The sequence below is a fragment of the Kribbella sp. NPDC048915 genome (assembly GCF_040649595.1).
In the GTDB taxonomy this organism is placed as follows: Bacteria; Actinomycetota; Actinomycetes; order Propionibacteriales; family Kribbellaceae; genus Kribbella.
Genome location: NZ_JBEZFT010000070.1, coordinates 25738 through 37023, shown reverse-complemented (window position 1 = coordinate 37023; position 11286 = coordinate 25738). Strand labels below are relative to the sequence as shown.

General features: G+C 69.1%; 10 protein-coding genes. 4 read left to right on the top strand and 6 right to left on the bottom strand.

Annotated elements, in window-relative coordinates:
- Positions 1-1098 precede the first annotated feature (1098 nt).
- Both AB0B82_RS27540 and AB0B82_RS27535 read left to right on the top strand, forming a co-directional pair.
- Complete coding sequence (locus tag AB0B82_RS27540) at positions 1099-1395, top strand: hypothetical protein (protein WP_360174546.1); 297 nt, start codon at positions 1099-1101, stop codon at positions 1393-1395.
- Between the two features lie 432 nt (positions 1396-1827).
- The gene (locus AB0B82_RS27535) at positions 1828-2595 is read left to right on the top strand and encodes a DUF427 domain-containing protein (RefSeq protein WP_360174543.1); all 768 of its coding nucleotides are present in this window, start codon (positions 1828-1830) and stop codon (positions 2593-2595) included.
- Here the strand turns inward: AB0B82_RS27535 and AB0B82_RS27530 are convergent.
- Both AB0B82_RS27530 and AB0B82_RS27525 read right to left on the bottom strand, forming a co-directional pair.
- Positions 2537-2923, bottom strand: coding sequence for a MerR family transcriptional regulator (locus tag AB0B82_RS27530; protein ID WP_360174540.1), 387 nt, complete (start codon positions 2921-2923; stop codon positions 2537-2539). The genes AB0B82_RS27535 and AB0B82_RS27530 overlap by 59 nt on opposite strands.
- Positions 2923-3696 carry an SDR family oxidoreductase gene (locus AB0B82_RS27525; protein WP_360174537.1) on the bottom strand — a complete coding sequence of 258 codons (774 nt, stop codon included), beginning with the start codon at positions 3694-3696 and terminating at the stop codon, positions 2923-2925. Before AB0B82_RS27525 ends, AB0B82_RS27530 begins: the two co-directional genes overlap by 1 nt.
- A gap of 158 nt (positions 3697-3854) precedes the next feature.
- On the opposite strand from AB0B82_RS27525, the gene AB0B82_RS27520 reads away from it, so the two are divergent.
- Entirely contained in the window at positions 3855-5981 is a 2127-nt protein-coding gene (locus tag AB0B82_RS27520) for a bifunctional SulP family inorganic anion transporter/carbonic anhydrase (RefSeq protein WP_360174534.1), read from the top strand.
- A gap of 74 nt (positions 5982-6055) precedes the next feature.
- Here AB0B82_RS27520 and AB0B82_RS27515 read toward each other — a convergent pair whose 3' ends face one another.
- The 3 genes from AB0B82_RS27515 to AB0B82_RS27505 are packed head-to-tail and all read right to left on the bottom strand — an operon-like array spanning position 6056 to position 9750.
- On the bottom strand, positions 6056-6460 hold the full coding sequence (locus tag AB0B82_RS27515; protein ID WP_360174531.1) for a DUF126 domain-containing protein: 405 nt from the start codon (positions 6458-6460) through the stop codon (positions 6056-6058).
- Complete coding sequence (locus tag AB0B82_RS27510) at positions 6457-7671, bottom strand: aconitase X catalytic domain-containing protein (RefSeq protein WP_360174528.1); 1215 nt, start codon at positions 7669-7671, stop codon at positions 6457-6459. The genes AB0B82_RS27515 and AB0B82_RS27510 overlap by 4 nt, the downstream gene beginning before the upstream one ends.
- A 3-nt stretch (positions 7672-7674) precedes the next feature.
- The gene (locus AB0B82_RS27505) at positions 7675-9750 is read right to left on the bottom strand and encodes a S41 family peptidase (protein WP_360174524.1); all 2076 of its coding nucleotides are present in this window, start codon (positions 9748-9750) and stop codon (positions 7675-7677) included.
- A 110-nt stretch (positions 9751-9860) separates the two neighbouring features.
- On the opposite strand from AB0B82_RS27505, the gene AB0B82_RS27500 reads away from it, so the two are divergent.
- Complete coding sequence (locus AB0B82_RS27500; protein ID WP_360174521.1) at positions 9861-10565, top strand: M50 family metallopeptidase; 705 nt, start codon at positions 9861-9863, stop codon at positions 10563-10565.
- On the opposite strand, the gene AB0B82_RS27495 is transcribed toward AB0B82_RS27500, so the two are convergent.
- Positions 10562-11284, bottom strand: coding sequence for a DUF5995 family protein (locus AB0B82_RS27495; RefSeq protein ID WP_360174518.1), 723 nt, complete (start codon positions 11282-11284; stop codon positions 10562-10564). The genes AB0B82_RS27500 and AB0B82_RS27495 overlap by 4 nt on opposite strands.
- Between the last annotated feature and the right edge of the window lie 2 nt (positions 11285-11286).

The following is an 11286-nucleotide window of genomic DNA, read 5'->3' as shown; positions in this document are numbered from 1 at the left end:
CACCACACCCACCGGCCACCGCTACACCACCGTCCCACCCGCCCGCGGCCCCATCACCCCACACACCAGCACCCCACAATCCGGCACCCCACCACCTTTCTGATCGGAGTAGGTGGTGCGACAGCAGCACAGGCTGCGCGCGTTGCAGATGCGTCCGCCCCGGCATCGCCACGCCCAGGTACGGCGAAGCACCTCTACGGTGGCCGGATCCGTTTGAACCACCCCGGGCTTGGCGCACCTCCTTCGTCGGAGACGCGGCAGTCATGCCGGGGAAGTACGACAAGCAGACCGGGGCCAAGGCGATGCGGTCCGTGACCGGGCACCGTGGTGGTTACGCCAGTGAGTGAGAGGCGATCCGTACGGTCGCGGCCCCGGCTCGGGATGACGCCGGAGACGCTACGTCGGTGGGTTCGCCACGCCGCAGTGGAGCCGGTGGGTTCGCCACGCCGCAGTGGAGCCGGTGGGTTCGCCACGCCGCAGTGGAGCCGGTGGTTCGCCACGCCGCAGTGGAGCCGGTGGGTTCGCCACGCCGCAGTGGAGCCGGTGGTTCGCCACGCCGCAGTGGAGCCGGTGAGGCCCGTGAGGTCGAGGGGATGAGGTCGGCGCAAGCGCGGGAGATCCGGGAGTTGATGCGGAAGGACGCCGAGCCGGAGCAGTCCATCGAGATCTTGATGGCGGCGAGATTCTTCGTGCGGGAGAGCGACCGCGCCTGCGGTGATCTACCGGTTTGTTACCGGTCTCGGGGCCGAGTACAAGGCTCGGTTCGGGGTCGCTCCGGTCTGCGTGCGCTAAGTGCGCACGGCTGCCCGTTCGCCCCGAGGACCTGTTACCCCTAGGTGCTCAACGGCCCATCGAGGCGGGCCCTGTGGGAGCTGGCAGTGACCGAGATGCTGGCAACGTGCTACGAACCCGACGAGCACGGCCGCAAGGCGCGTCAGTCGCTGTACGGACCCGTTTGACGGACATCCGGGGTCACGAGCTGAGGCTCCGGAAGGACGTTTGCGATGGAATCCAGAGGCAAGGAGAAGCTGCGGCCTCGTGGTCGTTCACGGCTGAGTTCAAGGCCGAGATCGTTGAGCTGTGTCAGCGTGGCAATCGGTGGAGCAGGTCGCGGAGGACTTCGATCTGATCGAGACCGCAGTCGGGGATTGGCTGCGCGACGCCGAACGCGACGCCGGCAACCGGACTCGCGCCGTCCCAGTTGGCGACTTCTACATGAACGGCACCGACGACGGGTTGACCACCAGCGCGAAAGGCGAGCTCGCGCAGTTACGGCAGGCGAACCGCCGGTTGGGTGGGGATGTGCAGATCAAGCGCGCCAGCCCGGGCAGTGGGCCAGCGTGGGCAGTGGGCCAGCCAGCGCAGTGGGCCAGCGTGGGCAGTGGGCCAGCGTGAGCAGTCGGCCAGCGTGAGCAGCGCGACGCCGAGCTGACCGGCAGGACCGCCGCGATCCGGGATGGCTCCCAACGCACCTACGGGTCGCCGCGGATGCATCACGATCTCCAGGCCCAGGTGGAGCAGTACGCACGTAAGCGAGTCGCCCCACCCAGCCTCAGACGGGTTTGCCGCCGAGGCGTTCGATCGCGGCACCGGCAAAGGCACCAGCACCAGCACCAGCACCAGCACCAGCACCAGCAGCAGCACCGGCGACGGCGGCGGCGCCACCCCCTGGCGACCAACCTCCCTGCCGTACGCGTTCAGCTGATCACGTCTCGACCTGCGTCGACCAACCTTGCGGCCCGGTGCGGTCGCCCTGGGCTCCACGGCGGAGCGCGTGGTCGCCGTACTGGTCGCGTACGACGGTCGGGCCCACGCTTAACTGGGAGTATGAGCGGCTATCCCGATCCTCTGATCCCGCCCGGCGGTACTGCGCCGGTTCCGCGGCGAATTCGTGCGGTACTCGACGATCGCGTCGTGCTGGACACGACGAACGCGATCTACTTCTGGGAATTCCCGCCCTACCCGCAGTACTACATCCCGCTTGAGGACGTCGCCGACGGCGTATTGACCGACACCGGCGAGACCAGGGAGTTCGCACACGGGGTCGCGCGCGTACACACCGCGGGCTCCGGAAGCGCCTGGGTGTACGACGAGGGTGTCACCAAGGACCGTGTGCGTTTCCAGTGGGATGCGCTCGACAGCTGGTTCGAGGAGGACGAGGAGGTCTTCGTCCACCCGAGGAACCCGTACTCCCGGGTCGACGCGATCAAGTCCACGCGGCACATCCAGGTCGCGGTCGACGGCGTGCCGCTGGCCGACTCGTCGTCGACGGTCATCGTTTTCGAAACCGGGTTGCCGCCGCGGTACTACTTCCCGAAGACCGCCGTACGGTTGGAGCACCTGACGCCGAGCGACACGGTCACCGCCTGTCCGTACAAGGGCCGGACGTCGGCGTACTGGTCGTTTCCGTCCGTCCCCGACATCGCGTGGTCGTACGACTTCCCGACCGCGACCCTGCTGCCGATCGCGGGCCACGTCGCGTTTTACAACGAGAACGTCGACCTCATGATCGACGGCGTCCTGCAGGAGCGCCCGGTCACCCCGTTCTCGAATCCAGGTCGGCGACCAACCGACGGAAATGTGGACAAGTCGTGAAGTCCGGTTCGGAGCAGTTCAGCGCGTGCGAGATCAGCAGCTTGGACTGCTGAGCCTGCTGGATCTGCTCGTCCAGCAGGGCGTCCTGTTCGCTCAGTACGGCGCGGCGCTCGGCACCGTCCGGCGCGTCGAACATGCGGCGGATCTGCGCGAGACTCAGACCCGCCACCTTCGACCGCTGGATCATCACCACGCGCGCGACCTGCGTCTCGTCGTACCGTCGGCGGCCAGCCACGCGCGTCGGTGTCAGCAGGCCCTCGTCCTCCCAGTGCCGCAGGACGTGAGCGGCGACACCGACGCGGGACGCGAGCTCGCCGATCGTGAGCATCAGATCCCTGCGGTCGTCGCGCCGTCCATGGTGATGATCGAGGCGGTGACGTAGCTGGCGCGGGGTGAGGCGAGGAAGACCGCGACGTCGGCGACCTCGGCGGGCTCACCCACGCGACCCATCGGGATCTCGTTGGTCAGGTCGGCGAGCAGTTCCGCCTTCGGCCGGCCGGTCGCACGGACGGCGGCCTCGAGTCCTTCGTCGACACGGCCGGTCCGGGTGGTGCCGGGGTTGATCACGTTGACGCGGACGCCCTGGCCCGCGTACGCCTTCGCGTAGCCGACCGACGCCAGCATCAGCGCCGCGTTCGCCGCGCCGCCGCCGATGTGCAGCGGGTTCGCCGAGCGGCCGCCCTGGCCGACCACGTTCACCACGGCGCCGCCGCCCCGCTCGGCCATCCCGCGGATCACGGACTCGGTCGCGTGCATGTAGGTGAAGTACTTCGCCTCCATCGCCGCATGCAGCGCCGTACTGTCGAGCTCGTCGACCGGGGTCCGCCGGGCAGCGCCCGCGCAGTTGATCAGGATGTCCGGTACGCCGATGCGCTCGAAAGCGGCTCGCGTCGCGTCGGCGTCGGTGAGATCGACCGCCTCCACCCGGAAGCTCAGCCCCTTGGCGGCCAGCTCCTCCTGGGCCTTCGCCAGGTTGCCGGCGTCCCGCGAGATGCCGACGACCTCGGCACCCTCGCGGACCAGGGCCTCGGCGCACGCCAGCCCGATCCCTTTGCTGGCACCGGTGACCACGGCCTTCTTGCCCGAGAGTTGCAGGTCCACTCACTTCTCCTCGTCAGTTCGATGTGCTAGGCAACGAATTCCTGAGATTCGCTGTTCCGGCCTTGCGTCGATCAGTACGATGGGTAACCAGATCGACACTCTGAGTTTCGACGCCTGATGTTCGAGCAGTTGCCCTGAGCACCGACGCCGGAGGACCCGTGCCGACCACTTCCCATTCCCCACCGCCGGACTCCCCATGGCCGCGCGGTGAACGCCTTTCCTGGAGATCCATTCTCCACCACGACCTACCGGCCTCGCTGGTGGTCTTCCTGATCGCAGTACCGCTCTCCCTGGGGATCGCCGCCGCCTCCGGCGCCCCGCTGATCGCCGGCCTGGTCGCCGCGGTCGTCGGTGGTGTCGTGGCCGGCGCGCTCGGCGGCTCGCCGCTGCAGGTCAGCGGCCCGGCCGCCGGCCTGACCGTCGTCGTCGCGGGCCTCATCGCCCAGTACGGCTGGGCCGCCACCGCCGCGATCACCTGCGCGGCCGGCCTGGTGCAGATCCTGCTGGGCGTGACCCGCATCGGTCGCCTGGCGCTGTCCCTGTCCCCCGCCGTGGTACACGGCATGCTCGCCGGGATCGGCGTCACGATCGCCGTCCAGCAGCTGCACGTCGTGCTCGGCGGGAAGGCCCAGAGCTCGTTGATCGCGAACGTGATCGCGCTGCCCGCGCAGCTGATGACCCACCACGGTCACTCGGTGGTCGCCGGCGTACTCACGGTCGCGATCGTCCTCGCCTGGCCGCGCATCCCCACGGTGAAAGTGATTCCGGCGCCACTGGTCGCGGTCGTCGCCGTCACCGCGATCGCCGCCGTGGTCATGCCCGACGTCGCCCGGGTCGATCTGCCGGACAACCCGTTGCACAGCCTGATCCTGCCGGCCGTGCCCGATGGTCCGCCGGTCGAGATCATCACCGCCGTGCTGACCGTCGCGCTCGTCGCCAGCGTCGAGTCGTTGCTGTCGGCCGTTGCCGTCGACAAGCTGCACAGCGGCAAACGCAGCAATCTCGATCGCGAGCTGATCGGCCAGGGCGCTGCGAACGCGGTGTCCGGAGCCCTCGGCGGGATGCCGGTGACCGGCGTAATCGTGCGCTCGTCGATCAATGTCGCGGCCGGCGCTCGTACCCGCGCGTCCGGGATCCTGCACGGTCTGTGGATCGCCGCGTTCGTGCTCGCCGCCGGATCGATGCTGGAACTGATCCCGATGGCAGCGCTGGCCGGCGTCCTGCTCGTCACCGGCCTGCGCTTGGTCCAATTGGCACACATCCGCACGTTGCACCGGCACGACGAGCTGCTCGTGTACGTCGTGACCGCGGTCGGTGTCGGCCTACTCGGGCTGGCCGAGGGTGTGCTCGTCGGACTGGTCCTCGCAGTGGCCCGGGTGCTCTACCGGTTGGCGCGCGCGACCGTCACCGCGTCCGAAGCGGACGGTGTGTGGATGGTCCGGATCCGCGGCGCGCTGGTGTTCCTCGGCGTCGCGTCACTGGTCCGTACGCTGCGCGCGATCCCCGTCGGCGCGACGGTTCGCGTCGAGCTGACGGTGGATCACCTGGACCACGCGGCGTACGAGGCGATCGAGGACTGGCGGTGCGGGCACATCGCGCGCGGCGGGTCGGTCGAGGTTCATCGCAGCGCCGCCTCGCAGCACCTGGACGACGTTCCGCTCCGTGCGCTGCTGGCGAAGCTCGCGGCCGACGGGCAGCAGCCGGCGCACCTGTTCATCACCTGCGCGGATTCGCGGATCGTGCCGACGATGATCACCACCAGCGGACCGGGCGACCAGTTCTGCGTCCGCAACATCGGCAATCTCGTCCCGCCGAAAGGCTCGAACAGTAGCTCGGTCGATGCCGCGATCGAGTACGCCGTCGATGTGCTCGCGGTGCGGTCGATCGTGGTGTGCGGGCACTCCTCCTGCGGCGCGGCGGCCGCCGCGCTCGCGGCCGACGTACCCGAGGGATCCGGTCTGGAAAGCTGGCTGCGGCACCTGGAGCCATCGATCCAGCGGGCGCTGGTGCTGCCGGAGATCGCGGACCCGGCGACGGGACTGCGACTGTCCGCGGCGGACAAGCTCTCGGTCGCCAATGTCGCCGTCCAGCTGGAGAATCTCAGGAGCTTCCCGAGTGTCCGCCGGGCCGAAGCGGAAGGCCGGCTGGAGCTGACCGGGCTGTGGTTCGACATCGGCGCCGCGACCGCACGTGCGGTCGTCGATCGGTCGCCGTACCTGGTCCGGGCCGACCAGAATCTGTCGAAGCTGCGGAGCAGCCCGGACGTCCTTTTGGAGGATCACTAAACCGTTGGCGCCGATCCTTCCGGGGGCGAAGGATCGGCGCATGGTGAGCGTCTTCGTCCGCTGTGGTGATGCGATCACCAACGGATCGAAGCCTGGTCCGGCGTGGCGGTGATCTCGAGTAGGGCGCCGTCCGGTACGGCGTCGTACGGCGCGATCACGACCGGGAGATCGAGGCCGTACAGCTCGGCCGCGACGAGCGCACCAAGCGGGATGATCGTGTCGGGGCGGGACAGGACGATCGCCGCCGGAGCGGTCCGCGCGCGGATCTGCTCGGCCAGCACGCTGGACGCGGAACTCGATCCGCGTCCTGACTCCATCAGCAGGATCCGTCCAGTGAGGATCGCGCCGCATTGCGGATGATGCGCGTCGACGATTCGCCCGTGCTCGTCCGTACCGCCCCAGAAGGACAACGGCGCGGTCAGGCGGATCGGCGTACCCGTGGCGTGCCCGGGATGCAGCGTGCGGCCGTGGATGATCATGCGTCGAGCACCACGCGGCCGGCCCGGGCGGACGCGACACATTCCTCGAGCGAACCGAGGACCGCGGCGACGTTGATGTTGCCGGGCGCGTAGTGCGCCCATTTGCCCGAGTTCGTCATCACATGCTTCCAGTCAGGCTTGAGGATCGCCGTCACGTAGGTGCAGGTGTCGACGACGACCGTGACGCCGGCGTCCTCCAGCGTGTCCAGTACGCCGTCCTGCTTGAGGCGGTCCCGCGTTGCGCGCGCGGTGGAGAGATAGAACGGGAGCTGCAGCCTCGGTCCGGTCAGCAGGTCGGCGAGTGCGAGACATTCGGCGTACGACGCGTGCGGCGTACCGATGCTCACTGCGTCAAGCTCCGTGACGGCGGCCGACAACTCCTGCCGGACCCGTTGCAGCTGTGCTGCGTCCACGACGTGCGTCGGCAGCTCCGGTGCAGTCGGCGCCTCCGGAGTGACGCCGACGACGTGGAACAGGGCGACTCCCCCGGCCGATGCAGCCGCCGCACCGAAGGCCTTCAGGTCGTCCTCGGTCACCTCGGCCGGAATCCCTACCAGCACAGGGATTTCGGCGCCGACGATCGAGCCGATGTAGTGCCCGAGCAACGGATACGCCAGCTCGTGGTGCAGGAAGTCGCCGAGCGGCCGGCAGTCGAACGCAACCGTGCCGCGGCGTGCCTCCGGCGTCTGTAACCCGGCGTACGGCGCCCGCCCGGTGATTGCCGCGCAGACGTCGAGGAAGTCGCCGTAACGGTCGGTGCGCGCGCCGAGCACCGAGTTCGCGAACACGATCGCGTTCGACTCGGCCCACGCGATGTGCTCGCCGAATGCGGGGCGGTTCGGCAGCTGGTACGGCGCGCACGTGAACGTCGACGTACAGCCGAGATCGACGTACGCCGCCATCAACTCACGCCCCGCCGCGGCCAGCTGTTGATCGCGCACGAGGCCGGGATGGACGAGGTCCGCCGAGCCGACGTTCAGCGTGGTAGGTACGCGGACCTGGGCACCGAGGTCGACGAGTCGATGTGCGAAGTCCAGGCTGACCTGGCCGTGGTACAGACAGGAGTCAACATGCGCCGAGGTGATCTCGACCAGCCGCGGCGCGTCCGAGATCCGCGCCTGACCGACGATCACCCGCATCGCCAGCGCAACGCCCGCGCCCTCCCGACCGCCGAGCATCGCTGCTTCCTCGGCGGTCAGGTGGAGCGTCATAGGTCAGACGGTAACCCGGCGGGACGCGACGAGTTTGCCCGCCTGGTAGCCGTCCGCGCGCAGCAACTGGCCCGGCGTCACCTCCAAGATGTCGATGCTGACCGGACCGCTCAGGTCCTCGGAGCTGATCGGCCGGTCGTCGATGTAGAGGTCGACCCGGTCGATGTTGAGCGTGTCGATCGCGACCGTGAGCGTCGTACCGCTGAACGAGGTCTGCAGGTTCAGCCTGCGGACGGGCATCGCGGCGAGCAGTTCGCCGGCCCGGTTGAGCAGATCGACGTTGCCGTCGAGCAGATCGGCCCGAGTCATCCGGTGCTTCTGGTGCGGCTCGACGCCGAGATCCTCGACCGGGGTGCCCGCGAGCTTTCCGACCCGGAGCGTACGGCGGATCGACACCCGCAGGTTCGCGCCGTTCGGCAACGCGACGTACGGCGAGGTCTCGTCGGGTGGCGGTGGCTCGTTGAGCAGCGTGGCCAGCAGGCCGTGCGTCCAGACGTTCGCGCCGCCCGCGCCGGTGTTGTCGTCGACGCCGAGGATGGTGCCGATCTCGTGGTCGGCGAACCCGGCCGCGAAGATGTCGGTCGCCGAGTACACCCGCGCGTCGGTGATCAGCACGACCGGTCCGAAGTACGTCTGGCCGATCGCGTTCGCGCCGTCCTCGGGGGTGATCGGTTTCGCCGCCGAGTACTGCGCGCCGGTCTCCAGCGCGAGGTCGAGCGAGTCGAACCACGGGCCGAGGTCGATGCCGGCCGGATTGTCCTTGTGACGCCGGCAGATCCGCAGGTTCAACGGCGTACAGATGAACTGCACCGGCTCCGGGGTGATCCGCCGCGGGGTCATCGACTGCAGCGTGAACTCGCTCGCGTAGATGTGCCCGCCGCCGTTGTCGCGGACGTCCACGATCAGGCCGTTCTGCGGCAGCAGCCCGGCGAGCCGGACGAACTCGTCGCGGAACGCCACCGGGTCCTGCACGCTGAACGTGAAGATCCGCAGGTGCCCGAAGGTTCCGGACGGCGTCCCGACCTCGCGGGCGCGGAACACACCGGGCATCGTGGTCGGCACATCCGCGCCGGCGACCGCGGCCGGGGCGGCCAGCTCGGCCGAGCTCCGACCCCGTTCGAGCTCGACGACCTCGCGGACGTACAGCACCTTCTTCGCCCTGGACTTCTCGTCGGAATCCAGATCGAGGCCCATCGACGCGGACGTCTCGCTGAGCGCGTCCAGATCGGTCATCGGCGGCAGGTTCGTGGTGACCTTCCACTGCTCGCGCAGCTCCTGCGTCGAACCGTCGAGGCCGATGTACGTCAGCGTCACCCAGTCCTCGTCCGGCGGCGCCTGGATGACGAGCGGACGCAGGGTCAGCGACTCGAGCCCGCGGGCCAGGTTCGCCGCGTCGTTGCTGCCGGCGAAGACGGCGCCGTTGAGCGCGACGGCGCGCGCGATCGGCGTCCCGTTCCAGTGCGTCACCTCGGCGCCCGAGCCGAACTGCGGCGCCTGGTAGCCCTCGACGGTGCGCGTGATCAGGTAGTGCTCGCTGCCGTCCGGGTCGTGGCACTTCTCGATCAGGAACGGCAGGAACGCAATCTTCCCCGCGAACGGCACCGGCAGCAGGTAGTTCGTGTGCAGGTCGCGGACCGAGTGGAAGATGCTCGACATCTCGCGATGGAACAGCCACTCGGGAGCCATCGTCGCCGGCGTCTGCCGCGCCAGCCGCGCCCGCAGCACGCGCAGCCTCTGCAGCGGGTTGACGGCGTGCATCGCCATCTTCAGGGGCAGGTGGACGTAGTTCTCGCTGAGCAGCAGCAGGGCCTGGTCCACCAGCAGCTTGCGTTGGTCGAGCGTCAGGGTGCCGGCGGACGCGAGGAAGGTGGCCAGCGGTACGACGCCCGCGACCTGGCCGTTGGCGGTCGTGTGCAACCGGTCGACCGCGATCTCGGCCGGCCGCCGCGCCGAGGTGCGCGACAGTACGGACTCACTGGCCGCGGTCTGCTTGCTGGTCTTGCTGGTCTTGCTCGACTTGGCGGACTTCTTGGTCGTGGATTTGCTGGTGGACTTCTTCATCGTGCGTGGTTGCGACATGTTCCCCCCATTGCGGCGGCACCTCCCCGGACCGGCTCTTCCACCGTGGTCCGGGCGTCACCCGATGTCAACGCCGAGACGTTGACCACCTGCCTGTCAGGATGGGGCGGATGAGGGAGTTCTGGGACAACATCACGTCGGTCCAGCCGGAGCCGTCGCTGCGGGTGGTCGTCGGTACAGGCGTCGTCGCGCTGCTGCTGATCGCCTGGCGGCCGATCTGGCGGCACACCCGGCAGGTCGTCACGATCGCGCACGAAGGTGCACACGGACTGATCGCCGCACTGGTCGGCCGCAAGCTGTCCGGAATCCGCCTGCACTCGGACACGTCCGGCGTCACGGTGTCGCGCGGCAAACCGACCGGCGGCGGCATGATCGCCGTACTGCTCGCGGGCTACCCCGGGCCGGCTCTGTTCGGGCTGGCCGCGGCGTTCGTCCTCAGCCGCGGGTACGCCGTCGCGCTGCTGTGGGGACTGCTGCTCGCGCTGGCGATTCTGCTGCTTCAGATCCGCAACCTGTTCGGACTGTGGTCGGTGCTGGTGTTCGGCGCTCTGGTGTTCAGCGTGACGTGGTGGGGGTCGCCGTCCGTGCAGTCCGCGTTCGCCCACCTCCTCACGTGGTTCCTGCTGCTGGCCGCGCCGCGCGCCGTACTGGAGCTGCAGCGGTCGCGGCGGCACGGACAGGGACGCAGCTCCGACGCGGACCAGCTGCGACGGCTGACCGGCGTACCGGCGCTGATGTGGGTCGGCGTCTTCGGACTGGTCACGCTGGCGTGCCTTGCACTCGGAGTGCTGTGGTCGGGCGTGCTGCCCAGTTAGACAGGCGGGAGAGTTACTCCAAAGCCGGTGACGGCCAGGCGGAGCAGCACCTGTCCGGGTCTGAGCAGGTCGGCGACCTTGGCCGCGCTCAGCACCTCCAGCTCCGCCAGACGCTGCGCGTACCTGCCGTCCGCGCGGGCTTGTTGCAGCTCGACCGTGTTGTGCCACACCTTCTGCCGCGACTCCCGCAGGAAGCGCTGCGAGGCGAGGCGGTTGAGCGGTGTGAGCACCTGATCGATCAGCCGCCGCGGACCGGTCGCCGCCAGCTCCGTGTCCTCTGCCGCGACCCGTTCGGCGAGCACGCCGTCGATCCGCTCGTGATCACGCCGCCGTCGTTCGATCAGCGCCCGGTCCAAGAAGTCGTCGTCGCTGATCACCGCGAGCAGCGCCTGCGGCAGGTCGTAGTTCACGTGCGCGTTGATGCCCAGCAGTACATGCGCCAGCGCAGGCAGCTCCGCGGGCGCGTCGAACGCCAACCGCCACGGACGCGCCACCGCCGTACCGTCATAGGCCTGCAGGTAGAGCTCAGCGAACTCGACGTCCCAGGCTTCGACCCATTCCGGGTCCTCGAACCGGGCCTGGTCGATCGCCCGGCCCACAGCCTCGGTAGTGCGCAGATAGGTACCGAGGAAGTACCGCCGGTGGTCGTCCGCCGGCAACTTGTCGAGCCGCTGCCGCATGCGCGCCACGATGTCCCCGATCGGATTACGATCGATCATCG

Coding starts and splice junctions, on each gene's coding strand:
- AB0B82_RS27530 (WP_360174540.1), bottom strand. CDS start 2,923: ATGCTCACGATCGGCGAGCTCGCGTCCCGCGTCGGTGTCGCCGCTCAC.
- AB0B82_RS27500 (WP_360174521.1), top strand. CDS start 9,861: ATGAGGGAGTTCTGGGACAACATCACGTCGGTCCAGCCGGAGCCGTCG.
- AB0B82_RS27535 (WP_360174543.1), top strand. CDS start 1,828: ATGAGCGGCTATCCCGATCCTCTGATCCCGCCCGGCGGTACTGCGCCG.
- AB0B82_RS27505 (WP_360174524.1), bottom strand. CDS start 9,750: ATGTCGCAACCACGCACGATGAAGAAGTCCACCAGCAAATCCACGACC.
- AB0B82_RS27510 (WP_360174528.1), bottom strand. CDS start 7,671: ATGACGCTCCACCTGACCGCCGAGGAAGCAGCGATGCTCGGCGGTCGG.
- AB0B82_RS27495 (WP_360174518.1), bottom strand. CDS start 11,284: ATGATCGATCGTAATCCGATCGGGGACATCGTGGCGCGCATGCGGCAG.
- AB0B82_RS27515 (WP_360174531.1), bottom strand. CDS start 6,460: ATGATCATCCACGGCCGCACGCTGCATCCCGGGCACGCCACGGGTACG.